This is a genomic window from Nonlabens sp. Asnod2-A12 (assembly GCF_045063745.1).
Lineage (GTDB): Bacteria > Bacteroidota > Bacteroidia > Flavobacteriales > Flavobacteriaceae > Nonlabens > Nonlabens xylanidelens.
On sequence record NZ_JBEFOB010000003.1, the window covers coordinates 3,077,491 to 3,101,043 of the forward strand.

At 35.0% G+C, this 23,553-nt stretch carries 30 protein-coding genes; 5 read left to right on the plus strand and 25 right to left on the minus strand.

Translation table 11 applies throughout. The annotated features are described in order from the left end of the window. Positions 1–11: 11 nt before the first annotated feature. The gene (locus ACJJVJ_RS13915) at positions 12–416 is read right to left on the minus strand and encodes a plastocyanin/azurin family copper-binding protein (protein ID WP_405371017.1); all 405 of its coding nucleotides are present in this window, start codon (positions 414–416) and stop codon (positions 12–14) included. 155 nt (positions 417–571) lie between these two features. Here ACJJVJ_RS13915 and ACJJVJ_RS13920 point away from each other — a divergent pair, with 155 nt between their 5' ends. Beyond that, complete coding sequence (locus ACJJVJ_RS13920; protein WP_405371019.1) at positions 572–1,804, plus strand: NAD(P)-dependent oxidoreductase; 1,233 nt, start codon at positions 572–574, stop codon at positions 1,802–1,804. Positions 1,805–1,882: 78 nt separating this feature from the next. Here ACJJVJ_RS13920 and ACJJVJ_RS13925 read toward each other — a convergent pair whose 3' ends face one another. The 8 genes from ACJJVJ_RS13925 to ACJJVJ_RS13960 all read right to left on the minus strand — a co-directional run bounded on the left by ACJJVJ_RS13925 (position 1,883) and on the right by ACJJVJ_RS13960 (position 7,042). Further along, positions 1,883–2,275 (minus strand): DUF2809 domain-containing protein, encoded by a 393-nt coding sequence (locus ACJJVJ_RS13925; protein WP_405371021.1) that lies wholly within the window; start codon positions 2,273–2,275, stop codon positions 1,883–1,885. Further along, positions 2,253–2,924 carry a DUF1361 domain-containing protein gene (locus ACJJVJ_RS13930; RefSeq protein WP_245890740.1) on the minus strand — a complete coding sequence of 224 codons (672 nt, stop codon included), beginning with the start codon at positions 2,922–2,924 and terminating at the stop codon, positions 2,253–2,255. The genes ACJJVJ_RS13925 and ACJJVJ_RS13930 overlap by 23 nt, the downstream gene beginning before the upstream one ends. Before the next feature lies 1 nt (position 2,925). Further along, complete coding sequence (locus tag ACJJVJ_RS13935; RefSeq protein ID WP_405371023.1) at positions 2,926–3,237, minus strand: hypothetical protein; 312 nt, start codon at positions 3,235–3,237, stop codon at positions 2,926–2,928. Then, complete coding sequence (locus ACJJVJ_RS13940; RefSeq protein ID WP_405371024.1) at positions 3,221–4,633, minus strand: DUF4173 domain-containing protein; 1,413 nt, start codon at positions 4,631–4,633, stop codon at positions 3,221–3,223. Before ACJJVJ_RS13940 ends, ACJJVJ_RS13935 begins: the two co-directional genes overlap by 17 nt. Positions 4,634–4,637: 4 nt before the next feature. Next, entirely contained in the window at positions 4,638–5,177 is a 540-nt protein-coding gene (locus ACJJVJ_RS13945; RefSeq protein ID WP_405371025.1) for a hypothetical protein, read from the minus strand. A gap of 142 nt (positions 5,178–5,319) precedes the next feature. Continuing rightward, positions 5,320–5,610 carry a transcriptional regulator gene (locus ACJJVJ_RS13950; protein ID WP_104516442.1) on the minus strand — a complete coding sequence of 97 codons (291 nt, stop codon included), beginning with the start codon at positions 5,608–5,610 and terminating at the stop codon, positions 5,320–5,322. Positions 5,611–5,618: 8 nt separating this feature from the next. Then, positions 5,619–6,368, minus strand: coding sequence for a hypothetical protein (locus ACJJVJ_RS13955; protein WP_405371027.1), 750 nt, complete (start codon positions 6,366–6,368; stop codon positions 5,619–5,621). 38 nt (positions 6,369–6,406) lie between these two features. Beyond that, the gene (locus tag ACJJVJ_RS13960) at positions 6,407–7,042 is read right to left on the minus strand and encodes a hypothetical protein (RefSeq protein ID WP_405371029.1); all 636 of its coding nucleotides are present in this window, start codon (positions 7,040–7,042) and stop codon (positions 6,407–6,409) included. A 134-nt stretch (positions 7,043–7,176) separates the two neighbouring features. Between ACJJVJ_RS13960 and ACJJVJ_RS13965 the strand changes: the two genes are divergently transcribed. Both ACJJVJ_RS13965 and ACJJVJ_RS13970 read left to right on the plus strand, forming a co-directional pair. Next, entirely contained in the window at positions 7,177–7,542 is a 366-nt protein-coding gene (locus ACJJVJ_RS13965) for a DUF1801 domain-containing protein (RefSeq protein ID WP_104516447.1), read from the plus strand. Then, a complete protein-coding gene (locus ACJJVJ_RS13970; RefSeq protein WP_405371031.1) occupies positions 7,539–8,294 on the plus strand; it encodes a glycoside hydrolase family 25 protein in 756 nt (251 codons plus the stop codon). Before ACJJVJ_RS13965 ends, ACJJVJ_RS13970 begins: the two co-directional genes overlap by 4 nt. Before the next feature lie 81 nt (positions 8,295–8,375). On the opposite strand, the gene ACJJVJ_RS13975 is transcribed toward ACJJVJ_RS13970, so the two are convergent. From ACJJVJ_RS13975 to ffh, 11 genes are all read right to left on the minus strand, one after another. Continuing rightward, the gene (locus ACJJVJ_RS13975) at positions 8,376–8,858 is read right to left on the minus strand and encodes a GIN domain-containing protein (protein WP_405371033.1); all 483 of its coding nucleotides are present in this window, start codon (positions 8,856–8,858) and stop codon (positions 8,376–8,378) included. Between the two features lie 381 nt (positions 8,859–9,239). Beyond that, positions 9,240–10,058 carry a 3-deoxy-8-phosphooctulonate synthase gene (gene kdsA / locus ACJJVJ_RS13980; protein WP_104516453.1) on the minus strand — a complete coding sequence of 273 codons (819 nt, stop codon included), beginning with the start codon at positions 10,056–10,058 and terminating at the stop codon, positions 9,240–9,242. 12 nt (positions 10,059–10,070) lie between these two features. Next, positions 10,071–10,472, minus strand: coding sequence for a rhodanese-like domain-containing protein (locus ACJJVJ_RS13985; protein ID WP_104516455.1), 402 nt, complete (start codon positions 10,470–10,472; stop codon positions 10,071–10,073). Beyond that, the gene (locus tag ACJJVJ_RS13990) at positions 10,472–10,789 is read right to left on the minus strand and encodes a rhodanese-like domain-containing protein (protein ID WP_405371035.1); all 318 of its coding nucleotides are present in this window, start codon (positions 10,787–10,789) and stop codon (positions 10,472–10,474) included. The genes ACJJVJ_RS13985 and ACJJVJ_RS13990 overlap by 1 nt, the downstream gene beginning before the upstream one ends. Before the next feature lie 3 nt (positions 10,790–10,792). Beyond that, on the minus strand, positions 10,793–12,208 hold the full coding sequence (locus ACJJVJ_RS13995; protein ID WP_405371037.1) for a rhodanese-like domain-containing protein: 1,416 nt from the start codon (positions 12,206–12,208) through the stop codon (positions 10,793–10,795). A gap of 97 nt (positions 12,209–12,305) precedes the next feature. Beyond that, positions 12,306–13,004, minus strand: coding sequence for a thioredoxin family protein (locus tag ACJJVJ_RS14000; RefSeq protein ID WP_405371039.1), 699 nt, complete (start codon positions 13,002–13,004; stop codon positions 12,306–12,308). After that, entirely contained in the window at positions 13,001–13,477 is a 477-nt protein-coding gene (locus ACJJVJ_RS14005) for a TlpA disulfide reductase family protein (RefSeq protein WP_245890741.1), read from the minus strand. Before ACJJVJ_RS14005 ends, ACJJVJ_RS14000 begins: the two co-directional genes overlap by 4 nt. 105 nt (positions 13,478–13,582) lie before the next feature. Continuing rightward, positions 13,583–14,077 (minus strand): YkgJ family cysteine cluster protein, encoded by a 495-nt coding sequence (locus ACJJVJ_RS14010; protein ID WP_104516463.1) that lies wholly within the window; start codon positions 14,075–14,077, stop codon positions 13,583–13,585. Next, positions 14,077–14,640: an excinuclease ABC subunit B gene (locus tag ACJJVJ_RS14015; protein ID WP_104516465.1), complete on the minus strand. Its 564-nt coding sequence runs from the start codon at positions 14,638–14,640 to the stop codon at positions 14,077–14,079. The genes ACJJVJ_RS14010 and ACJJVJ_RS14015 overlap by 1 nt, the downstream gene beginning before the upstream one ends. 244 nt (positions 14,641–14,884) lie before the next feature. Further along, positions 14,885–15,772, minus strand: a complete 888-nt coding sequence (locus tag ACJJVJ_RS14020) for a bifunctional 5,10-methylenetetrahydrofolate dehydrogenase/5,10-methenyltetrahydrofolate cyclohydrolase (RefSeq protein ID WP_104516467.1) — start codon at positions 15,770–15,772, stop codon at positions 14,885–14,887. 188 nt (positions 15,773–15,960) lie between these two features. Further along, on the minus strand, positions 15,961–17,289 hold the full coding sequence (gene ffh, locus ACJJVJ_RS14025) for a signal recognition particle protein (protein ID WP_104516469.1): 1,329 nt from the start codon (positions 17,287–17,289) through the stop codon (positions 15,961–15,963). 277 nt (positions 17,290–17,566) lie between these two features. Here ffh and ACJJVJ_RS14030 point away from each other — a divergent pair, with 277 nt between their 5' ends. After that, entirely contained in the window at positions 17,567–18,931 is a 1,365-nt protein-coding gene (locus tag ACJJVJ_RS14030; RefSeq protein ID WP_405371041.1) for a peptide-N-glycosidase F-related protein, read from the plus strand. 174 nt (positions 18,932–19,105) lie between these two features. On the opposite strand, the gene ACJJVJ_RS14035 is transcribed toward ACJJVJ_RS14030, so the two are convergent. Both ACJJVJ_RS14035 and ACJJVJ_RS14040 read right to left on the minus strand, forming a co-directional pair. Continuing rightward, positions 19,106–19,537 (minus strand): hypothetical protein, encoded by a 432-nt coding sequence (locus ACJJVJ_RS14035; protein WP_104516471.1) that lies wholly within the window; start codon positions 19,535–19,537, stop codon positions 19,106–19,108. A 190-nt stretch (positions 19,538–19,727) separates the two neighbouring features. Continuing rightward, a complete protein-coding gene (locus tag ACJJVJ_RS14040; RefSeq protein WP_348116820.1) occupies positions 19,728–20,159 on the minus strand; it encodes a peptidylprolyl isomerase in 432 nt (143 codons plus the stop codon). A 171-nt stretch (positions 20,160–20,330) separates the two neighbouring features. On the opposite strand from ACJJVJ_RS14040, the gene ACJJVJ_RS14045 reads away from it, so the two are divergent. Then, the gene (locus ACJJVJ_RS14045) at positions 20,331–20,708 is read left to right on the plus strand and encodes a PH domain-containing protein (protein WP_104516475.1); all 378 of its coding nucleotides are present in this window, start codon (positions 20,331–20,333) and stop codon (positions 20,706–20,708) included. A 13-nt stretch (positions 20,709–20,721) separates the two neighbouring features. Here the strand turns inward: ACJJVJ_RS14045 and ACJJVJ_RS14050 are convergent, their stop codons facing one another. The 3 genes from ACJJVJ_RS14050 to ACJJVJ_RS14060 form a co-directional block, all read right to left on the minus strand. Beyond that, positions 20,722–21,768, minus strand: a complete 1,047-nt coding sequence (locus ACJJVJ_RS14050; RefSeq protein ID WP_405371043.1) for a YHYH protein — start codon at positions 21,766–21,768, stop codon at positions 20,722–20,724. A 26-nt stretch (positions 21,769–21,794) separates the two neighbouring features. Further along, the gene (locus ACJJVJ_RS14055) at positions 21,795–22,412 is read right to left on the minus strand and encodes a hypothetical protein (RefSeq protein ID WP_405371045.1); all 618 of its coding nucleotides are present in this window, start codon (positions 22,410–22,412) and stop codon (positions 21,795–21,797) included. A gap of 70 nt (positions 22,413–22,482) precedes the next feature. Then, complete coding sequence (locus tag ACJJVJ_RS14060; protein WP_405371047.1) at positions 22,483–23,481, minus strand: YHYH protein; 999 nt, start codon at positions 23,479–23,481, stop codon at positions 22,483–22,485. Positions 23,482–23,553 lie beyond the last annotated feature (72 nt).

The window sequence follows — 23,553 nt, forward strand, 5'->3', positions numbered from 1 at the left end:
CTTCACTCGTATTACTTTACGATAAGTAAGTTATCTGTAGAAGTAGGATTTAATGGGCAAAAATATACGTACTCACCTTTTTCTAATTTTGTCGCATTAGAATGTTGTGTACCGTTATTTACAACTTGCTCTGTTACATAAGCAGTTTTAATGTGGTTTTTTGGATTAGAAATATCTTGTCCTTTTTTTACAAGTACAAAACCTACATTGTGACCTACGTTGTTGTTTTTAATGTCAAATACATATGTACCAGCGTCTACAGTAATTTGTTTTTGTACAAATTCTCCAGTTACTTGTTCTAGAGCGATAGTCTTTACCGTCTGGTCCATCATTTTTTCTTTCATCATTTTATCTTGAGCTTGTGTTGTCATACCCATTCCTAAAGCGATTACTACTAGTGTTATTAATTTTTTCATGATTTATTTATTTTAATTATTGTTTTTATTTATATGGCAAAGATGCGACGCTTTACCAGTGCGATATTGGGTCTTTTTTCCCTACTACTATTCATTTTTTCCCTACTCGCAATTTTTGAGCTATTTCCTTATCTTGCTGCGATAAAACCTAGCCCATGAAATTTGCGATTATAAGAGAAAGAAAGAGCCCGCCGGATAGAAGAGTAGTCTTTACTCCAGAGCAATTGAGTCGTTTAGATCTCGCTTTCGCGAAAGCGGAATTTATAGTAGAATCCTCACCGATAAGAATCTTTCCAGATAGTCAGTACGCATCTCATGGTATTGCAGTACAAGAAGATGTAACTGCGGCTGATGTTATGATAGGTGTAAAAGAAGTACCTAAAGAGGCGCTGATACCCAATAAAAAGTATTTTTTCTTTTCTCATACTATTAAAAAGCAACCTTATAATAGAGAGTTGCTTAAAACCATACTGGATAAAAAAATAGAACTGTATGATCATGAAACCATTACTAGAGAAAATGGTGCGCGATTAATCGGTTTTGGTAGATATGCCGGTATAGTAGGAGCGTACAACGGTTTTAGAGCACTAGGTTTGCGAGATGGTTTATATGATTTACCTAAGGTAGAATCCTTGCCAGATTATGCAGCTCTTAAAGCACAATTAAAAAGTATTAAAAATTTATTGCCAGCTATCAATATAGCAATGACAGGTAATGGAAAGGTAGCCGGCGGTATTCTAGAGATTTTACAAGAGCTAGAAATTAAAGAATTAAAGCCTAAAGAATATTTACAACTAGGTCAGTTTAAAAATGATCAAACTACTTTTACCATATTAGACGTAGAAGATTATTATACTCGCAAAGATGGTTTACAGCCTACTAAAACAGAGTGTTATAATAACCCTGAATTACTGGCAAGTGATTTTGTGAAATTTGCCAAAGTGACTGATATGTTAATCACTGGGCATTTTTATGGAAATAACGCACCTTATTTGTTTACAAGAGAAGATGCAAAACAATCTGATTTTAAAATAAGCCTAGTGGCAGACGTGAGTTGTGATATAGATGGTCCTATTGCATCTACTTTAAGACCTAGCACCATAGCCGACCCTATTTATGGTTATGACGCTCAAGGCGAAAAAGAGGTCGCATTTAAAACTCCAGGATCGATTACGGTCATGGCGGTAGATAATTTACCATGTGAGTTACCTAAGGATGCGAGTGAAGGTTTTGGCGAGATGTTTGAAAAGTATGTGATACCGTCGTTTTTTAATGGCGACAAAGATGGTATTCTAGAAAGAGCACAAATGACTACTAGTGATGGTAAACTAACAGAGCGTTTTTCATATTTACACGATTATGTGTATGGAGAGCAGACTAAGTTCTAAAACTATTATTTCAAGATATTTGAAAAAGCGAGTTACTGTTAAGTAACTCGCTTTTTGATTTAAGAGTGTTGCACAGTTCTAGTTGCTGTTCATAGAAATGGTTTTCTCTAGTATAATAACCGTTATAAAACCTAGAGTGTACATGAGCATATCCCACCAGGAAAAACTTGTACCTATAACTATACGGGCAAATTTGTTTTCTTCTAGTCCTAATAGATTCACTAATTGTAAATATTGTGCTGTTTCTACGGCATAGCTAAATAGTAAGGTGGCTATCGCACCGGTCCATACTTTAATTTTACTACAGGCCATAACTATGGCATAGATCAATATCACTACAAGTAGATCACCTAAATAAGGTCTTACAAAATTATCGTGCACATAGCGTTCTATAAGTACTTCTATAATTAATAAAAAGACGGCAGTAGCTATGTAGAGTGATTTTTGTTTACGGTGCAGTTTTAGTAACAATGGTGTTGTTTTTGAAAAGTGAAAATATAACGATTAAAAATAAGCTCATACTCATAATAAGCAACCATGCTTTTTGATTTGAAAAGGGATGTATAAAAAGATTTCCCATGTCATAAAATAATTTTTCTGGACGTTGTATAATGTCCCAACTATTCCATCGCAATACACGTCCTAAATAAATGCCATAACCGCACAGTGCAAGAATAGTATATTCAAAAAGTGAGCGGTATTTTGAGGTAGTAATCCAGCCTTTTTGTTGGAGAACGGCGCTCATATCTCTCAGGCTTAAAAATCCTAGATATAATCCTGTAATGGCAAAACTAACTAGCATTAATACTTCATAAACCATCCACTCACTACTCGCATGTCGTACATGAATTAAATCGGTAATGATGTAAGGCGCGTTAGGTAAAAAGGCGAGCCATAATATGCCAGTAAGAATGATGTTTGTTGTAGATACGCTTTCGCGAAAGCGTAACCTAACCACCATTAAATAAGGAATAAAAGCAAGAAACAAATTCCAGATTAAGAAAAGTAAAAAGAAGTCGTGTGTAATTTTCATGCGCAATGCGAGTAGAAAAACACTTAATAGGGTCAGTAAACTAACTTGTTTAAACTCTGTAAACCGATGTGAGATAAATTCTTTCATTTTATAAACGTGTGTATGTGGTGACAATGTGAAAATAAAACAGGGCGATAGGTACGTTAAGTAATAATACATAACTGCTGAAAAAGAACTCTTTGATACTTAATTTACCTGTCAATAATTGTATAAAAACACTTAATAGTATTAATGAATTAAACGGTACGGCTATTACTAGAAAACCAAATCCTAGGACGGCAAATACATTATTTGCCGTAATTAAATAGAGTCCTAGAATTAAGGTTCCTAAAGCAAAAGAAGCCAGAGCAAACTGTATCGATAAGCGACTAACGCTAGTTAATCTATTTAGTAATCTCATGCTGGTCTTGTTTAATTTTATAAGCGATATAATTAAACTCTTGCCAGTTGCGATTTAAAAATTTAGACTCATAATATCTATCGCGACTGCTACCACTGCGGTATACTTGTTTTGTGTATTCTTCATAAAGGCCATGATCTTTAAGGACTAGCGCATTTTGAGGCAATAGACTCTCTAGATAAGGACGGTCTACCTGTTGTACGTTAATATTGTGATCTGTAATGATAGCAGACCAGTTGATGAGTCCGTAGATAGCGATGACTGTATATCCTATGGCCATGTTGCGTCTTATTAAATAAACAAAGTTTAAACGATAACTAACCTTTAAGTATGTTGTGACTAACCCTATAATGGTAAGTAATAAATACACCAGCACACCTATACGTTTATGGGTTAACCCATGGTCTGTGATATATGCATAGTTTTTAATAAAAATACTGATTACTAGTAATGCGTTAAGACCTATCCAGCTGTAGGTGAGTATTCTTAGTTTTTCATTGTTTTTAATAAAATTTAAGTCACCGCGATATATAAATGCTATCACACCTATAGCGAGTATAATGCTGACTATAGAAGCATACACACCTTGATGTACTGCGTCAGAAAGTACACTGGCTTTACTAGATCCAGACATGTTGGTTATAAATAAAACCTCAGTTATTAAAACAACTACTAGTAAGATGTTAAGACAAATGATAGAGATAAAGCCTATTTGCTTTTCGTTTTTTACAGTGAGCAGTTGTAGATCGTTTAATTTTTTAGGAGCCAGTTCATTTGGGTAATTAATATCCTGATCTGTAATTTCGATTATAGGTTGCGGCGATTGAATATTTGCCATAATTAAAGCGCCTAAAGCTGCGGTAAACACCCAGAATATATCAATAAACGATAGGTCTATAGCCGTAAGGAAATCACTGAAAACAGGATTTGCTGTACTATATAAAAGAGTAAAGACTACTACTAGAACTAGAGGAACAAAAATAACTTTAACTAGTTGTCCTACATCTACGGCTTTTTTAGGTGTTGTGATTTCAGGTTCTTCTATTTGATAAAAAAACGAATGAAAAACACCTAAAACAGTATTGTAAATTCCATTGAGCCAACTCAAATATATACTGGTTTGGTGACTGGCTACATAACCTATAAATAATAAGGTGCTTAAAAAATAACCAACAATACTCCATGCAGAACCATGAACAGCTATTGCGGTAGCACTGGCTAGCATTCCTACTGCGCTTAATATAATGGTGCTTTTTAATAGTATTTGATGCCTAGAAATAGCTAATGCAATGATGAGAAATAGGGAATAAATGAAGGCGTTAATTCCTAAATCTTGTGTGTAAAATAAGGTCGAGAATACGATCCCGCCTAGAATGATGATAATTGTTTTTTTCATGGTTTTAGTTTGAAGTGATACTAATGGGTTTGATAAGAGATATAGGAGAGTATAAATTTTGTTTAAAATCTATATCATGAATAGGAGATGCTTTATGTCCTGCCTCGATGGCAATAATGAATAAGCTGTATTGATCTACATAAAGAATGACACCTACGAGCATGGCAAGCAGTACAAAAGGACTGCGCTTTCCATTGCCCCATAACCAGTATTGCATGGCTATTTCTTGAGCGGTATCTATTTTATAACCTGTGAGAACATGAAAGACATCGTGATCTTCACATCTAGGTTGAGGTTCTAATTTATGTTGAATTAAAAAGCAGCCTAAGTGATATCCTAAACTATCTGTCGGATAGGAGAGTAGTTGCTTAGTATGCACATTCCATGACGGACCTGTTTTAAATCTTATATAAACCGTACTGGCTAGCTCAAAAGAAAAATTAACGAAGACCTCTCTGAATAGAATTAAAGTACTTTGAATTTCAAAGTAAAGGTGTAAAAAAAATGTTTTCTTGATTTTGGGTATGTGTGATGGATTCTTCATGCTGTTTTAATTTGGGTTATAGTTTATCCGAGTCTTATGGGCAGTACAACTAAATCAGTTTTATTTCTAATTTTAAGTTTCACAGATATCTCACTGTTTAATGTTATGGAACAGATACTTGCTTTAAAGTATTCATATATCTTTAACCACTTATTAATTTTTCCAACGCCTCGATGTGTTTTTTAAACTCTAGTTTACCTACATCTGTAGCGATATATTTAGTGTTCGGTTTACGACCTATAAAGCTCTTTTCTACTCTTATATATGCCTCTTTTTCAAGAGCTTTAGTATGACTGGCCAGGTTACCATCGGTAACATCGAGCAACTCCTTGAGTTCTTTAAAATCGGCATGATCGTTTACTACGAGCACAGACATAATGCCTAGTCGTATACGGTGATCAAATGCTTTATTTAGTTTGTTTATGAGACTCATGAGTCGGTTTACTGCTTTGTAATATTCATTAACTGCTCATCATAGCGCACAGCTTTTTTAACTGGTGCTGTTAGATCTACTACGTAATTACGGTAGTTATCACTGCTGTCAAAAATACCATTACCATTTACATCTTTTTGAGTTTGAAAATATAATTTATCATTTTCTACTATAAATCGCTGACCGTTAAATTCCTCAAAATCTTCTGTCAATTTTGTGAAATTTGACCCATCTAGATCACTTATGAATAAAGCTGATAAATCATTGTGATTAAGTTTTTTATCTTTATTAGTATCTAGATTATGACCCTTATACAGGACAAATTCTACACGAGGATTATTCTCTAACTTATTATATATAGTTGCGCTAGTAATAGTAATCCCTTCATTGATCACATTAATTTTATTACCGGTTTGTATATCTTCTACTATAAACCCTGCATATTCACCAGAAAAAGTATACTTTTTATAAGAAGTAGATGCTGCTCCATAGGATCCATACCTACTTTTACTAATAGAAAAATCGTCATCAATAGCTACACGTTCTATAGCGATAGCATGATACAAATACTGAGTACTATCTATATGCACTGGTAGTTTTAAAACCTTTATAGCTGTAGAATCTTTTTTTATTGTAAAATCTTCTGCACTTTCTACGGTGTCGTCTATTGCAACAGTAGTTTTCTGTTCTGTATCACAAGACATGAATAACAGCCCTATACAAAGAATGAATACTGTTTTATTAAAATGTTTTTTCATGGTGTAATTTTTAATTCTTAAAACTGAAAGCTTCACTACTATTTATCATACTTATAATACATCACTGCACCATAAATGATGTGACACAATCCAAAACCAGCTGTCCAGAAATACAATCCGTAGCCTATATATTGTGTGTTGATTAACCCTAAAATTGCACAGCTCAAGCCTAAGTATTTTACCGTTCCCAAAGTGAATTGTGCTGCATTCATGCAGGCTAGTCCATAAAAAACCAACATGGCTGGCGCTACTAGACCTATTAAATTATATTGTAATAAAGCCAGTGTGAATAAGGCTCCTATATTAAGTGGTACCATAAAATTAACTACTAATCTTATGGACTGTTTGGTCCATACTTTTTGTTTGTGTTTTGATGCTTTTGCCTTAGTGAGAAAAAATGCAGTAAGTACAGCCATGAATAAAACGATAGCCGCCACAACTAGTATTTGTAAAGATGGATTTTGATCCCATGGGGTAGTGGTGAGCCTGCTAAGAGTGTCTCTTGTACCATTTTCTCTCGCTTTTTCAATGATAAAGTACCCAAAAACACCACCTATCAATGCATAAATACCTGCCATGACACCACTCATACCTGATAAAGATATAAATCTGGTAGATTTATTCATGAGTGATTTAATTTCTTTAATGTCGTCTAGATATTTATCTGTTGTCATAATTAAAGTACTTTGAAATACAAAGTAAATGTATTTCAGGATAGTATGAAAGCTTTTTATTATTTATTTTAAGTGGAGTAAAGTTTGTTGAGATCTCGCTTTCGCGAAAGCGGAATAACTTCTAACTTTAAACCATGAATCCAGCCGAAGAGTATATCAATAACAAACCAGAGCCGTATCGTGCGGTAATGCTACACTTGCAGTTTTTAATAGAATCAAATTTTCCTGAGATGCAATTGAAGTATAAATGGCACATGCCTTTTTATTATCTAGACGATAAAACGATGTTTTGTTTTTTTAATTTCAGAAAGACTTTTGTCGATTTAGGACTAAGCTATGGAGATAGATTAAGTAATCAGCACGGTGTTTTAATGGCTGGAGAAGGTAGAAAAATGTTGAGATCTCTAAGATTTAAAAATCTAGAGGATATCAATGACACTATTATTATTGAGACTTTACAAGAGTTAAGTGTCATACGCAAATCCATGAAAAAGAAATGAGTAGAAGTAAATGGATCTTGCTGGTTGTTGTGTTTTTAATCTTTACAACTATTACAGCGATAGTGGTCATGGAGCGTTACTCGTACCACAATTCTTCTAGAAAACCGACGAATGCTTATTTGCATAGCCGTATTAAAAAATATAAAATTCAAGGGATAGATATCTCACACCATCAAGGAGAGATAGATTGGGAAGAGATAAAACATCCTGATACTACACAAGAATTAAAATTTGTGTTTATAAGAGCCACAGTAGGAATAGATAGCGATAATCGCTTTACAGAAAACTGGAACGGCGCTGGTAATACACAATTATCACGAGGCGCATATCATTATTACTGGAGCGATGTAAATAGTACCACGCAAGCAAATCATTTTATTGAAACGGTAAAACTAGTAAAAGGAGATTTACCTCCTGTGCTGGATATAGAAGATATAAGCTCTATTCAAAATGTAACCTCGTTACGAAAAGGATTGAAAAACTGGATACAGCTGGTAGAAGATCATTATGGAGTAAAACCCATTATTTACACAGGTGATAGTTTTTATAATTCTTTTCTAGAACCAGACAGTTATTTTAAATCGTATCCTAATTTATGGATAGCAAATTATAATCGTGTGGATTTACCTGACGCAGACTGGGATTTCTGGCAGTATACAGATCGAATGCCAGTAAATGGGGTAGAAACCTTAGTAGATGCAAATGTGTTTAAAGGATCTCAAAGTAAATTTAACGCCTTGCTCGTTCCTTAACTTTGAAATCTAATGAATTGCACATAAAAAAAGGCTTCTTGAATTTACAAGAAGCCTTTAATTAAGAATAAGAGTTTATTTCTAGTTGAACGCAACTAGAACACCATCTACTGTTTCTTTAGTGTTTTTTGCATTTGCTGCAATAACTTTACTGTCGTCAGTACGTATGATTTGTAAATCTTTAATTTCTGTATCTCCAGTATCAACTATAGCGCCTTGTTTTACAAGAATTACCATTTTATTTTGATACTTGAATTTTGATAACGTTACTTTAGTATCTCCTGTTACAGAAAGAGCTGTCAAATCATTTGTGTAGATTCTGATTTTTAAGTCTTCAATTTTAGCATTAGAATTTTGCTTTATTGTTAAGGACTTACCTTCTGTTGAAATACTTAGATCCTGAGTATCTTTATTGATAGCAACTTGGTTTTTTGTAGAGTAAACTATCTCTACTTGTGCATCAGTATCAATTTTGATTTTTGAGAAGTTACTTACTTCTTGAATAGATTGTGCAGTACATATACCTGCAAAAAGAATAACGGTTAATAAAATTAGCTTTTTCATGTTTTAAAGTTTTAAGTGTTAATAGCTTACTTAATAGACATGCAAATATCTCTTTTGTTTCATCGTTGTGTAAGAGCTTTACAATTTGTTCACGTTATTATGTGAAATTAGCAACAAATGAAATGTTAAACACCTTATTTTAGTGAGGCTCAGGTGATTTGTTAAAAGTTGTTAAAATGTTTAAAATATGCGATTTACACTTCTTTTTTATAATAAAAGTCAGCGCATTTAGGTGGTAGAAAACTATCAAAACGGCAGATTTAAGCTAGTTCTATTCTATTTAACATAATTTTTAATGTTACTTTTTGAGAATAATAAGCACAAAAAAGCGGTGCTATTTAATAAGTTAAATAGCACCGCTTAATAAAATCAAGGTTTTTATTAAAACGAATTAATCGTTTTTCTAATAGTAACTAATCTAGACAATAATCCTTCTAAATGTTTTAAGTCTAGCATGTTTGCACCATCACTCTTTGCATTTGCAGGATCAAAATGAGTCTCTATAAAAAGCCCATCTACGTTATTTACAATTCCGGCTCTTGCTATAGTTTCTATCATATCTGGTCTACCGCCGGTAACACCACTAGATTGATTAGGTTGTTGTAAACTATGCGTTACGTCTAGTACAGTAGGAGCAAACTCTCTCATGGTAGGAATACCTCTAAAGTCTACGATCATATCTTGATAACCGAACATAGTACCACGATCTGTGATCCATGCTTTATCACTACCAGAATCTTTTACTTTTTGTACCGCATGTTTCATAGCCTCAGGAGACATGAACTGACCTTTTTTAAGATTTACTACTTTACCAGTTTTTGCGGCTGCAACCACTAGGTCTGTCTGTCTAACTAAAAAAGCAGGTATTTGTAATACATCTACATACTGCGCTGCTAGAGCGGCATCGCTTACCTCATGGATATCGGTAACTGTAGGTATGTGAAAAGTTTCAGAAACCTTACGTAATATTTTTAAAGCCTCTACATCACCTATTCCAGTAAAACTATCAATACGGCTGCGATTTGCTTTTTTAAAACTTCCTTTAAAAATATAAGGAATCTTAAGATCGTCTGTAATTTTCAAGACTTTCTCTGCAATGCGCAGTGCCATTTCTTCACCTTCTATGGCACAAGGTCCAGCAAGTAAAAAGAAATTGTCTGAATCTGTATGTTTTATGTTAGGTATTTTATTAAGTTCCATAAATGCTTTTTGTTAGTTTTTAACGATAACTTCTCTACCGCTTTCTTCCCATTTGGTTATACCACCTTTCATATCATATATGAGAGTAAAACCTTTGTCCTGCAAGATTTTTGCGCATCTAGCGCTTTGACCACCTTTATTACAATACACTAATAGAGGTTGGGTTTTGTCCATAGTGTCTAGATAGGAATTAAGATCGTCATTTTCTACCTCGATATTTACAGCATTTTTGATGTGCTTCTCAGTAAACTCTGACTTAGTTCTTACATCCACGACCTTTACACCTTCTACAGCGATAATTTCTTCAGCTTGTTGTATAGATACTTTATTAATGGTACCATCTTTTTCTTCTACACAGCTGTGAAATGCTAGCGCTAGCAGTAATACAATAATGAAGTTGAGTAACCTTTTCATTATGATTTCATTGCAGTATCTCCATCCCAGTTACTAAAACCTCCTGTTAGATTAAATGTATTTTTAATCCCAAGTTGTTCCATAATCTGACAGGCTTGCATGCTGCGACTACCAGCACGACAGTACACATAATAATTTTTATCTGCGTCCATTCCATTAACGGCCTCCATAAACTCTTGTGGTTTAAAGATGTCGTAATGTAGCGCATTAGGAATCATACCTTCACTCACCTCGTCATCGGTACGCACATCTAGTATAATAGAATTATTATCTTGAGCTGTTTGCTCTTTCCACTCTTGGTTATTTAAATTTGTCATAATTTATAGGGAACAGCTGCTCGTAGCAACTATTTTTTGATTTTTTAGATTTGTTTTCTTGATTGCTCCGTATCCACCTTCTACATTTACCATATGTGGTATACCGTTAGCTGCAGCTATACTAGAAAAAATTACCGAGCGATAACCACCAGCACAATGTACGTGATAGGTATCTTGGGAATTAAGTTTTTTCACCTCTTCATGAACTAAGTCTAGAGTATGCATAGGCACATTACCTATGTGGCCAGCTTCATATTCTCCAGGTTTGCGACTGTCGATAGGATTTTTAATACTGCCATCTTCTAGGCCGTCTATAAAATCTTGAGCTGTAATATTTTCTATTTTAGAAATTTCGTTCTCACTATTTTTCCAAGTATCAAAACCACCTTCTAGATAACCTTGAGCATTATCATAACCTACTCGAGCAAGTCTAGTCACCGTTTCTTCTTCTCTACCACTAGGTGCAACGATTATTATCTTTTGATCTATGTCTTCAATAAGAGCTCCTATCCATGGAGCAAACTGTCCATCTAAACCTATAAACCATGATCCTGGAATAGAGCCAGCGGTGTATTCTTGTGGTGATCTCACATCTAGAACTAGATAGTCATCATCTTCAGCCAGTGCTTTAAAAGAGTTCAGTTTAAGTGGAGTGATTCCTCTAGCGATAATCTCATCTATGCTAGAATTTACCCCTTTATTCATGGATACGTTCTTTGGAAAATAGCCTGGTGGAGGCGCGATACCGTCGGTTACTTCTTTTATAAAAGCCTGCTTGTCCAGTTGTGGATTAAGCGCATAGTTGGTCTTCTTTTGATTACCTAACGTGTCGCTAGTTTCTTTACTCATGCTTTTACCACAAGCGCTACCTGCACCATGTGCTGGATATACAATCACGTGATCTGGTAACGGCATGATATGATTTCTAAGAGAGTCGTATAAATGACCGGCTAGATCTTCAGTAGTTAGATCTGATTTTGCAGCAAGATCTGGTCTTCCTACATCGCCTATAAATAGAGTGTCTCCACTAAAAAGCGCTTGTTCCTTTCCTTCGGCATCTCTTAATAAATAGCAAGAAGATTCCATGGTATGTCCAGGGGTGTGCAGTAATTGAAGAGTTATGTCTCCTACGTTAAATGTTTGTAGGTGTTCCGCTTTCGCGAAAGCGTAACTAGTAACAGCATTAGGCCCTATTACAATGGTAGCACCTGTTTTATCTGCTAGATCTACATGACCAGAAACAAAGTCTGCGTGAAAATGTGTCAGAAAAATATACTTAATCTTTACACCATCTTGTGCCGCACGATCAATGTACTGTTGTACTTCTCTTAAAGGATCTATGATTACAGCCTCACCATTTGAAGCGATATAGTAGGTTCCTTGAGCGAGACACTTCGTATAATACTGTTCAAGAATCATTAGTTAAATTTTATGCAAAAATACGATTTATAACGCTCAGAAATGTAAAAAGCCCATGAGTACATCATGGGCTAGTATAGAAATTAATTATAGTTGTTTACTTAATGCGACACCCTATGGCTGTTGAGGTGGTTACAGCTATTTTTTCTCCACGTATTAGAGACTGCAGGGCGTCTTCTAGATAGTTGTTTTTCACTGCATTTTCATCGTGATAATTATCATCTATCGCACCGATATATTTAACGATGTTTTGATCTCCTTCTTTTTTAAGTAAGAAAACATGTGGCGTTTTTGTGGCACCGTACTGTGGGTAAATCTTCTGACCAGCATCTACTAAATAAGGAAAGGTAAACCCTTTTTGCTTTGCTCTAACCTTCATTGCATCAAAACTATCTGAAGGATATTCATCAGGATTATTGGGGTTAATTGCTATTACCGGATAGCCAAGGTTTTTGTATTTCTTATCTAGTGCAATAATGCGATCTTCATATGCGACACTGTACGGGCAGTGATTACAGGTAAAGATGACCATAAAACCCTTAGCATCGTCATAATTTTTAAGGGAAACTTTTTCTCCATCTATGTTTATTAGTGAGAAGTCTGTTGCAGCATCACCTATATGATATCCTTTAAGAACAGTTGCTTTTTCTTTTACAGGAGTTTGCTTTTTATTTTCATTAGGCACTGGACGCTCAGCAAATAGGTTAGTACGCTCGTGCGTGTCTAACATGCCCGACACTACTGCGATGCCAATGGCGCCTACCACCGCGACAGTTAAGATTTTTAAAGTTTTCATAAGAATTCCTTTATAGCTTTTTCTAAATCAGCTTTTGATAAAGCTTTATTATAAAATTGTTTTTTATTTTTTGAAACGATTAAAGTCACAGGAATTGCACCATCCCAATGCTGGTCTACTATGGGTATCCATTCTGCAGCATATGGGTCGTCTAATAGGAGGACAGTAGATTTAATTTCTTTCTTTTTAAGAAAAGGCTCTACGGCAGTTTGAATATTTTTCTTTTCGTCTAGAGAGATAAATATCATATCTACATCTTCTAGGTAAGAACTTCCTATACTTTCAAAATAAGGTAATTCTTCTACACAAGGTGCGCACCATGTGGCCCAAAAGTTAATCACTTTAACCTTATCACCAGGTAAAACTGTTTCTCTAAGACCGTCTTGACCAATAGCTGTAACTGTTGCTATAGGTCTGTTGTCACAGGCTGTGCAAATAATTAGGAGTACAAAAAGAGTTAGTAACTTGTTCATCTAAACAAATATAGCGCTGTGATCGAATAATTAATCATGGTTTAACTATTCTTAGCTATGTTTTAGAAAAAATATAACATTTTAAATGTCAGAAACTTCTTGTAATCAGGATTTAATACGTGATTTCATAAGTTCTACGACCTTATAAGCAGCTGGACAAATACTCGTATTCTTAACGGTAAGTGTTCCTATTTGATAAATTTTTCTTCTATCTGTGTGTGGGTACTCTCTGCATGCTTTAGGTCTTACTTCATAAATAGAGCAATAGTTATCTGCGCCTAAAAAATGACATGGAGTTTGTTGTAAGACATAGTCTTGATCTTCATCTACTTTTAAAAACTGATCGATGAAGTCACTAGGTTTCATTCTGAAGTGTTTTGAAATTCTATTGATATCTATATGCGTAAAAAGTGGGCCAGTAGTTTTGCAACAATTGGCACACTTTAAACAATCAACTTCTTCAAATACCTCGTTGTGTATTTCTTGAACTGCGCCGTCTAGACCTTTAGGTTTTTTCTTGCGTAGTTTTTTAAAGTAATCTGTGTTTTCTTTTTTGTTTTGCTGCGCTAGATGTGGCAGTTTCTTAAGAAAATCTTCCATTAATTACAGCTAGGCATGTGCATAGAGCTTTGATAACCTTGCTCTTTAAGTTGGGTGGTAACAGAGCAAATTAACTCTCTAGACCAGTATACACTAGCACTTTCTTTTGCTTTATTAATTTGAGCAATACGACCGAATAGTTTTAATCCTGTATTAGATTTTTTGAAAGTTTGCAATTCTGCTCTTTGACTATCTGTCATTCCTTCTCTGTTTTTTCTGTATTGGATACCAGTATCAGAAGAGTAAAACTTAATCAAATTGCGTAGGTCTTCTTTATCTTCAAAAACAGCACGGTATTCTGATGCTAGAATTCCTTTAAATTTTGCAACAGATGCATTTTTGTTGGAGTAAAATTTTTGCCATGTGTCTGCTGGTACTTCTTGAGTTTGATAGGCATCTTGTACCATTTTAACCATACCATCATAAGCACCTTCATATTCTGCATCAATACCACTGACAGAAAAGTATTCCATCATTAGAGATTGATAAGATTCTTTTTTCTGCGCGCTGGCAAGAGTGGTTACAAATAATAAAGCTAGTATGAGTTTAAAAGTATTTTTCATATTATAAATGTGTTGAGGACAAAAATAATTTTAATGGAGCACTATAGGTGAGTATTTATTCTTTTTATTCTGTTAATCGGTATAAGTAGTGGTTATAGCGATAAAGAGTTGATAAATCACGTTAATGAGTGTAATTTGATTTTATTCAGTGCCTTCAATTCATGTGGTAAGTTATAATAATAAAAATGCCTGTCTAGAATTATGATACTTTCTAGACAGGCACTTTGTATAAAACTCTTGTTGATTATCTGTTTGCTGCTCTGTGACGTTCTCTAGCAAGCAACGTGTTTTTTAATAACATGGCGATAGTCATAGGGCCTACACCACCAGGAACAGGTGTGATGTAACTAGCTTTTTTTGATACGTTTTCAAAATCTACATCACCAGTGATATAATAACCACGCTCACGAGAATCGTCTGGTACGCGAGTAATACCTACATCTATAATAACTACATCATCTTTTACCATTTCTGCCTTTAAGAATCCAGGAACTCCTAATGCTGTTATGATAATATCTGCTTGTGAGGTAATTTGAGTAATGTTCTTTGTATGACTGTGTGTAAGGGTAACTGTAGAGTTACCAGGAAATCCTTTTCTACCCATTAAGATACTCATAGGTCTTCCTACTATGTGAGATCTACCTATTACCACGGTATGTTTACCTTGTGTGTCTACACCATAACGATCTAATAATTCTAGAATACCGAATGGTGTTGCAGGGATAAAAGTACTCATGTCTAGTGCCATTCTACCAAAGTTAGTAGGGTGGAAGCCATCAACATCTTTATCTGGATCTACTGCCATTAACACTTTTTGAGTATCAATTTGTTTAGGTAAAGGAAGCTGTACAATAAACCCATCTATTTCTGGATTATCGTTTAACTTTTTAATTTCTTTAAGTAGCTCTGTCTCGCTAGTTGTGTTAGGCATGCGCACCATAGTGCTTTCAAAACCTACACGTTCACAAGCGCGTACCTTAGAACCTACGTATGTAAGACTTGCGCCATCATTCCCTACGATAACAGCTGCTAGGTGAGGTACCTTCTCACCGTTATCTTTCATTGCTTGAACGGTATCTGTGATCTCGTTCTTAATATCATTACTTGTTTTCTTTCCGTCGAGAATAATCATAAGTTGTGTGTGATGGTTAATTCCGTTGTAAAATTGGTTAATAAGAGTGAAATTAAGAAATTTAATCGTCTACACTTATTATCTACTTGTTAACGATAAGGTTTGCGTTACTATATAAATGAGATAAAAAAATCCCAAGCGTTAACATGGGATTGAATTTTTATTTGATAAGGGTGAAAGAATGTTGTTTATTTCATTTTTCCTAAAGCATTCATCATCGCTTTTCCTTTACCACCTTGCATCATTTTCATCATTTTGCTCATCTGGTCAAATTGTTTGAGCAGTTGATTTACTTCTGTAACTGTAGTACCACTACCTTTTGCGATACGTTTTTTACGAGAACCATTGATTACTTGTGGTTTTGTACGCTCTTCTATAGTCATAGAGTGTATAATAGCCTCAATACCTTTAAATGCGTCATCGTCTATGTCTACATCTTTAAGCATTTTTCCTGCACCAGGAATCATACCCATAAGATCTTTCATGTTACCCATTTTTTTGATTTGCTGGATTTGAGAAAGAAAATCATCAAAACCGAATTGGTTCTTTGCGATTTTTTTACTCAGCTTTCTAGCTTGCTCTTCATCAAATTGTTCTTGGGCACGTTCTACCAGCGAGATAACATCTCCCATACCTAGAATACGGTCTGCCATACGTTCTGGATAGAAAATGTCGATAGCCTCCATTTTCTCACCAGTACCTATAAATTTGATAGGTTTATCAACAACAGATTTAATAGAAAGTGCAGCACCACCACGAGTATCACCATCTAACTTTGTAAGGATTACACCATCAAAGTTAAGACGATCATTAAAGGCTTTTGCTGTGTTTACAGCATCTTGCCCTGTCATAGAGTCTACTACAAAAAGAGTTTCATGTGGTTTAATCGCTGCGTGTACGTCAGCAATTTCGGTCATCATTTGCTCGTCAACAGCTAGGCGTCCAGCTGTATCTATAATTACAGCATTAAAGCCATTTTGTTTTGCATATGCGATAGCCGCTTCAGAAATCTTAACCGGATTTTTCTCTTCACGATTAGAAAAAACCTCTACACCTACACTTTCTCCAACTACGTGTAACTGGTCTATTGCCGCTGGGCGATAGATATCACAGGCTACTAAAAGAGGCTTCTTACTCTTTTTAGTTTTAAGAAAATTTGCGAGTTTACCAGAAAAAGTAGTTTTACCAGAACCTTGTAAACCAGACATAAGAATAATACTAGGATTACCACTTAAGTTAATTCCAGCAACATCACCACCCATTAATTCAGTAAGCTCATCTTTTACAATTTTTGTAAGTAGCTGTCCTGGTTTAAGAGTAGTTAATACACCTTGACCTATAGCTTTTTCTTTAGCTCTAGATGTAAATTCTTTTGCGATTTTATAGTTAACATCGGCATCTACTAGTGCGCGACGTATTTCTTTAAGAGTATCTGCAACGTTAACTTCGGTAATGCTTCCATGTCCTTTAAGGACGTGCATCGCTTTATCGAGTTTGTCAGTTAAATTATCAAACATATTTTTTGACTCAATTTTAGAAGATAGCAAAGATACTATTTCATGCCTTTAAGTTCAAGATTTTAAAGTGCTTTGTTATCAATGAAATAAAAGAGAATAAGATGTCTTTGTTGCGATTATAAATTCATCTTAAATAAACTAGTAATTTTTGATGAGGTTTTTATTGAGAATAAGTGAGTTTTGAAAACGAAATGGTACTCTTAAATTATTGAAGAATACTTATAATAAATGTTAAAAAGCTTATTTTATGTATATTGCAGAAACTTAAAAAACTATAATGAAAACTCTCAAAACAGCCTTTAATTTACTCAGTTTACTCACTCTTTGTTTCATAATTATAAACTGTAGTGGTGATGACGACACTGCTGGTGATGGTGCTACAGACAGTGTTACCTTAACAACATCAGTAAGTCAGTTAAATTTTAGTGACACAGCTGCAAATGAAACCTCACAAGATCGATCTTTTTCTATAACTGGTTCTTCTCTTGTGTCACAAATAGATCTTTCTGCTACTGGAAATTTTGAAATTTCTAGTGATGCGGTTAATTTTTCCAGCAACCTAAGTATCGTTCCTGCCGATGTAAATGGATCTAACACGATTTATGTTAAATTCCTTCCTGATACGATAGGTGCTTTTCAAGGTGTTGTAACCATTCAAAGTGCTGATGTTTCTACCGATTTACAAGTGGCATTAAGTGGTAATGGAGTACCTGTTATCCATAATTACCAAACCTTTAATAGAGAGCGTGTGGCATTCGGTGGTGGTTTTTCTCAAACTTCAGTGCAGTCATATAACTTACATAATGACCTTACTAATATTGAGACAATTAAAATGTATGTAAAACTAACCTGTCCAACAGGTGGTTGTGATGAGTGGGATGTTTATGCAAATGTAAAAGTGACTGATGTAGCGTCTGGAGAGCGTTATGAGTTAGCGCGATTTATTACTCCTTATTGGAATGATAATAGCCAACTTGCTAGAGGTTTTGAATTTGATGTTACCGATTTTAAGTCTTTATTAAATGGTAATGTAGAATTAAGAATAAGAACAGAATGCTGGAATGCTAGAGGTTATGAGGTAAGTGTTGATTTTGATTATATAGAAGGTACTCCAGATTATGCTTATTATGGTATTACACGCGTGTTGAATTATGATAATGGCTCTGCAGCAGGTGTTCCTTATGGAGTGGCACATACTAAAGATTTAACTAGGTCCATTTCTGTACCTGCAAATGCACAAAGCACACATTTAAGAACCATTATCTCAGGTTGGGGACAGGCAGCATCTGGAGATGCAGACGGTCGTACTTGTGCTGAGTGGTGTTTCAGAACTCATGGCGTATTAATTAATGGAGCAAATATGTTTCAACACGACCTAGCACCATTAGGCTGTGCTAGTAATCCTGTGAATAATCAGGCACCAGGAAACTGGATGCCAGATAGAGCAGGATGGTGTCCCGGTATGGAAGTGCCTACTAGAATAGATAATTTTACATCGAGTATGGCTGGGACTACGTTTACTTTTGAATATGATTTTGAAGACTGGACTAACACTACTACAGATGAGTCTTTTTATCCTATATCTTCTTTTGTTGTTGTAAAAAGCGATACTCCTATAACAAGAGCAACGGTTATTGATTAGATTTAATACAATACAATTTTTAAATCTTAATGGATACGTGTTCTCAATGCGTGTCTATTAAGATTTTTTTATTTTAATCTCGCTTTCGCGAAAGCGGAACAAGTATAAAATATGTTATTTGAGTAAAAAAATAGAGCGTTTATATTCATTATAAACGCTCTTAATTAATTTTATTTAATAATCATCATTTCTGATAAGGGTCCCAACTGCAGAGTAGCCCCAGTCTGTATAACCATTTGTATCGTCAGACTCATTAGAAACATGTCTAGTGTGATAGATGGATAATTTATTACTAGAGGTCCATGATAAAGAATAGAATTGAGTTTCTGTCCATACACCACCAGAATCCATCCAGAATGCGTTAAGTTGACCGCCGTAACCTTTGCTTACTATAACTTCTTTAGAAAAATTTTTGGCTAGGTCACCATCCTCATCTGTATCTGTCAGGTAGACATTATTATCCTCTATAAAGAGTCGTATGAAAACACTTTCGCCATCCGTACTTTCAATATTTCCTTCCCATAGTCCATCAAAGTTCTTTGCCTGCGCATAAATATTACTACTAGCCAAGCATATAATTAATGCTGTAAGAATCCATTTTTTCATAATTTAAAAGGTTTTAAGTTGGCTCTAAAGTTACATTGATTTTATTTGTTTAAAAATACCCTTTACAGGGGATGTTTCTTTAATTTTTCACTCCATAACAAGTTTTTTTTAGAAAAAGGTCAATTATAAAAAAAACAAAAATCCCATCGAGAATAAACTCGATGGGATTTTTTATGAAATAAATAGAGAATTAGTTAATCTCTAAAACCTCTAATTCAAATACAAGGTCGTGACCTGCAAGTGGGTGATTTGCATCTACAACGATGTGATCTTCTTCTACCTGTGCAACACGCAACTGACGCTCAGAACCATCAGGGTTTTGAGAAATCAATCCCATACCTACTTCTGGCTTTACTTCTTGAGGTAGCTGGTCTTTAGGTACTTTATGGAAAAGCTCTTGAATGATTTCTCCATAAGCTTCTTCCTTAGGGATTTCAATAGTTTTCTTTTCATTAACCTTCATATCCACAAGACCTTTTTCAAAACCTGGTATCAACGCTCCTTGACCTAGTTGAGCCTCTAATGGCTCTCTGTCTAAAGAACTGTCAAAAACCTGTCCGGTAGATTTTAATTTCCCTGTGTAATGCACTTTGATAGTGTCATCTGCTTTAACTTGACTCATAAAAATTGATATTTTTGTATCAGCTGCAAAGGTATGATTTACAAATACCTAAGAAAAACTATCTGCATACAATCTTCTTAGATTAATAAAGACTTAACGATTAGGTCTTATTTATGAAAATAGTGGTTGTGAGATGTTGTTATTTTATGGTAGATTAGAAATAAAATTAAGATGGGATTATTTGATAAGATTTTAGGCAATGCTGGAGAGGTAGAGCATGATAAATTAATGAAAGAGTATGGACATTTGTTAATCAATGAAGAGGTTATAGAAATGGGATTTATTCTTATGAGAGATGTATTCATGTTTACCAGTCGCAGACTTATTTTAATCGATAAGCAAGGTCTAACAGGTAAGAAAATAGAAATGAAATCCATGCCTTATAAGAGTGTTTCTAGGTTTTCGCTAGAAACTGCTGGTACATTTGATCTAGATGCCGAACTTAAAATATGGATAAGCAGTGAAAATTTACCTAGTGTAAGTAAGAAATTTTCAAAAGGTGTAGATGTTTATAAAGTACAACGATTACTAGCTAGTAAGACCTGTTAATTGGTTTATAGATTCAGTTCATGGCTGTGGCACCTGTAAAACAATTGATAAAACTGTTCGAGCCTGCTGCAGCTACATGGTAATGGTAGCCGCGTTTTTCATCGGTATGTCCTCTACAATCGTCTAGATCTGTAGGTTCTTTGCCGTTTTCATCTAGCTGATTATACATGCCGTAACCGTCCATGGCATAACCTATCATTGTGGCGTGACCATCTTCTTGTTTTATTTGTGTGGATATACCTGTGGCAGCATGATAATGGTAACCTGCGTTCAGGTTGATGTGTCCTCCAGCATCATCAAAAGGAGCAAGTGTATATGCACCTAAAATAGCATTAGTCGGTGCTGGTGCGTCAAATCTGACACCGTTAAAGGCAAGACCTCTAGCATTAAAATCTGGTCTAGCTCCATTTTCTGGACGTTCTGGTGGTGGACCATTTCCTTCTCTATCCACTGGAGGATGTCCATCTGCTCTCGGACCACCGCCTCTGGATTCTAGAGAATAAGGTTGATCTAATTTTACCGGAGAGATAGGTATTAAATAAGTTTGTGTAAGGTCTGCTACATAAGAAGGTAAGCACTCTACACAAAAGTTCTCATATTCTACACCTACGTTAGGGTTAGCAGCCTCTCTACATTCTTCTATTGTTTTGGTTCTATATATAATACCGTCTTCATCATACATTTTCCATTTGCTGTCGTTATATAAGGTCGCCATATTTTTAACGAAATCACCATCTACATCATAAACCTCTCCATTTTCTAACCATATACCACCTTTACTAGCATCGTCATCTATGGATTTAGGACACCATGGACCCATTTGATGGTCTTGTGGTGTGCTGTTGGTGACTATTTCATAACATTCTGTAATAGTGCCGTCAGATAAGGTGCAAGGAGTTTTTGTTATTGATAAAACACTTTCTTTTAAAAAGAGAGAGCTATCGACTTGTACTTCACTGCTTATTACTTTATCTGTACTGGTATTGCTCTTGCAGTTAGTTATTAAAACTGTAATCAATGCCAGTGAAATTAGCTGTACTATTTTAATTATTAATTTCATAATTATAATGGTTGAGTATGTACGGTTTACTTTTTATTTTTAAAGTAAAAATATGTAAATAAAGATACTAATATCATAAGGGAAATAGCTAATAAGGAATAGATTATAACATTTCTATTTCGTTTTTCAGAAACCTCTTTTAATTCAAACTTTGAACCAGTATTGATTATTGAAGCTGTGAAATTGTTGTCTTTTTCTAGAACAAAATGATCTTTTTCATAACCATCCATTAAAATTATAAAAGCACTTTTACTACGGTTGATATCCTTAAAACTATTGTTAGTAACCGTCATCGATGTTAGGGGAGTTGGGATGGCATCTATTTCAAAAACAACATTAGTCTCATGACCTAATTTTACATAAGCCTGATTTAAGTTAATCACGATTTTATTATTAGCTAGTACCACGATGTGTTTTTTAAGATATTTTATTACTAACTCTTCAAATTCTTGTGCTGTTTTATAGCTATCCTTTCCATAATGATAGTGAATTTCACTTTCAAAAGCCGTTAATGAAGAGTTTACTTGCAGTACCCACGTGCCGTTTTCAGTTTTAGAAAACATAGTGGTAGATGTAGTAGGTTGATGGGCAGCTGCCGTTAAGCTCATCAACATAAATACTATAGTGATTTTGAGTAATTTCATATTTTTTAATCTAAGAAAAAGTAGTCCTAAAACGATTAGTTATAGGACCACTTTTGTACTTGTTTTTATATTAGTTAACCGTTGCACCATATAGACAGTCTATAAAACTGTTAGTTCCAGGAGCAGCTACATGATAATGATAACCTCTTATCTCGTCATAATGTCCTCTACATTCATCTAGGTCAGTAGGTTCTACGCCATTACTGTCTAGTCTTTCATATAATCCATGTCCATCCATTGCATAACCTATCATGGCAGAGTGTCCGTCATTTTGAGCGATTTGAGTAGTTAAACCGGTTGCTGCATGATAGTGATATCCAGCAGTAAGATTAATATGTCCACCAGCATCATCAAAAGGTGCTAGAGTATAAGCGCTCAATATCGCATTAGTAGGAGCAGGCGCGTCAAATACCACACCATTAAAAGCCAGACCTCTTTGAGATATTCCACCGCCAGGCCCACCAGGACCGCCGCCTCCCATACCGAATTGTGTAGCGGTAGTAGTTTTTACAGGTGTGATAGGTATTAAATAAGTTTGCGTTAGGTTTGCCACATAAGACGGTAGACATTCTACACAATAATTCTCATACTGTGCACCTACATTAGGATTTGCTGCTTCTTCACATTCTTGTAGAGTCTCTGTTTTTTGAATATCACCATTTGCGTCGTACATATTCCAAGTATTATCGTTATAAAATGTAGCTAGATTTTGTATAAATGCCCCATCTACATCATAAACTTCTCCACCTTCCAGCCATATTCCGCCTTGGCTAGCGTCGTCGTTTATATTATCAGGACACCACGGTCCCATGTTGTGATCATCTGCTAGGCTAGTGGTGGTGATCTCATAACAGTCTGTCACAGTACCGTCAGACAGAGTACAAGGTGTTGTGACTATAGAAGTAACTGTAGAGGTAATGAATAAAGAAGAATCGACATCTATTACAGTTGCGACGTCAGCACCTGTATCTGTAGTACCACCAGTTGTAGTGTCATCGTCAGATTCACAAGAAAACAGTACAGTTGCTAATAGTAGTAAGCTCAAAAATTTCAAGGTTAACTTTTTCATAGTATTCGATTTTAAGAAATAATTATGATACTGTGACTTGTAAAAATGAGAATGGTTTAAATGTTGTTTCCG

Coding starts and splice junctions, on each gene's coding strand:
- ACJJVJ_RS14060 (WP_405371047.1), bottom strand. CDS start 23,481: ATGAAAAAGTTAACCTTGAAATTTTTGAGCTTACTACTATTAGCAACT.
- ACJJVJ_RS14035 (WP_104516471.1), bottom strand. CDS start 19,537: ATGAAAAAATGGATTCTTACAGCATTAATTATATGCTTGGCTAGTAGT.
- ACJJVJ_RS13945 (WP_405371025.1), bottom strand. CDS start 5,177: ATGAAGAATCCATCACACATACCCAAAATCAAGAAAACATTTTTTTTA.
- ACJJVJ_RS13975 (WP_405371033.1), bottom strand. CDS start 8,858: ATGAAAAAGCTAATTTTATTAACCGTTATTCTTTTTGCAGGTATATGT.
- ACJJVJ_RS13970 (WP_405371031.1), top strand. CDS start 7,539: ATGAGTAGAAGTAAATGGATCTTGCTGGTTGTTGTGTTTTTAATCTTT.
- ACJJVJ_RS13990 (WP_405371035.1), bottom strand. CDS start 10,789: ATGACAAATTTAAATAACCAAGAGTGGAAAGAGCAAACAGCTCAAGAT.
- ACJJVJ_RS13935 (WP_405371023.1), bottom strand. CDS start 3,237: ATGAGATTACTAAATAGATTAACTAGCGTTAGTCGCTTATCGATACAG.
- ACJJVJ_RS13995 (WP_405371037.1), bottom strand. CDS start 12,208: ATGATTCTTGAACAGTATTATACGAAGTGTCTCGCTCAAGGAACCTAC.
- ACJJVJ_RS13955 (WP_405371027.1), bottom strand. CDS start 6,368: ATGAAAAAACATTTTAATAAAACAGTATTCATTCTTTGTATAGGGCTG.
- ACJJVJ_RS14040 (WP_348116820.1), bottom strand. CDS start 20,159: ATGAGTCAAGTTAAAGCAGATGACACTATCAAAGTGCATTACACAGGG.
- ACJJVJ_RS14045 (WP_104516475.1), top strand. CDS start 20,331: ATGGGATTATTTGATAAGATTTTAGGCAATGCTGGAGAGGTAGAGCAT.
- ACJJVJ_RS14015 (WP_104516465.1), bottom strand. CDS start 14,640: ATGAAAAATACTTTTAAACTCATACTAGCTTTATTATTTGTAACCACT.
- ACJJVJ_RS13920 (WP_405371019.1), top strand. CDS start 572: ATGAAATTTGCGATTATAAGAGAAAGAAAGAGCCCGCCGGATAGAAGA.
- ACJJVJ_RS14020 (WP_104516467.1), bottom strand. CDS start 15,772: ATGATTATTCTCGACGGAAAGAAAACAAGTAATGATATTAAGAACGAG.
- ACJJVJ_RS13915 (WP_405371017.1), bottom strand. CDS start 416: ATGAAAAAATTAATAACACTAGTAGTAATCGCTTTAGGAATGGGTATG.
- kdsA (WP_104516453.1), bottom strand. CDS start 10,058: ATGGAACTTAATAAAATACCTAACATAAAACATACAGATTCAGACAAT.
- ACJJVJ_RS13965 (WP_104516447.1), top strand. CDS start 7,177: ATGAATCCAGCCGAAGAGTATATCAATAACAAACCAGAGCCGTATCGT.
- ACJJVJ_RS13950 (WP_104516442.1), bottom strand. CDS start 5,610: ATGAGTCTCATAAACAAACTAAATAAAGCATTTGATCACCGTATACGA.
- ACJJVJ_RS14030 (WP_405371041.1), top strand. CDS start 17,567: ATGAAAACTCTCAAAACAGCCTTTAATTTACTCAGTTTACTCACTCTT.
- ACJJVJ_RS14050 (WP_405371043.1), bottom strand. CDS start 21,768: ATGAAATTAATAATTAAAATAGTACAGCTAATTTCACTGGCATTGATT.
- ACJJVJ_RS14055 (WP_405371045.1), bottom strand. CDS start 22,412: ATGAAATTACTCAAAATCACTATAGTATTTATGTTGATGAGCTTAACG.
- ACJJVJ_RS13985 (WP_104516455.1), bottom strand. CDS start 10,472: ATGAAAAGGTTACTCAACTTCATTATTGTATTACTGCTAGCGCTAGCA.
- ACJJVJ_RS14000 (WP_405371039.1), bottom strand. CDS start 13,004: ATGAAAACTTTAAAAATCTTAACTGTCGCGGTGGTAGGCGCCATTGGC.
- ACJJVJ_RS13930 (WP_245890740.1), bottom strand. CDS start 2,924: ATGAAAGAATTTATCTCACATCGGTTTACAGAGTTTAAACAAGTTAGT.
- ACJJVJ_RS14010 (WP_104516463.1), bottom strand. CDS start 14,077: ATGGAAGATTTTCTTAAGAAACTGCCACATCTAGCGCAGCAAAACAAA.
- ffh (WP_104516469.1), bottom strand. CDS start 17,289: ATGTTTGATAATTTAACTGACAAACTCGATAAAGCGATGCACGTCCTT.
- ACJJVJ_RS13960 (WP_405371029.1), bottom strand. CDS start 7,042: ATGACAACAGATAAATATCTAGACGACATTAAAGAAATTAAATCACTC.
- ACJJVJ_RS13940 (WP_405371024.1), bottom strand. CDS start 4,633: ATGAAAAAAACAATTATCATCATTCTAGGCGGGATCGTATTCTCGACC.
- ACJJVJ_RS14005 (WP_245890741.1), bottom strand. CDS start 13,477: ATGAACAAGTTACTAACTCTTTTTGTACTCCTAATTATTTGCACAGCC.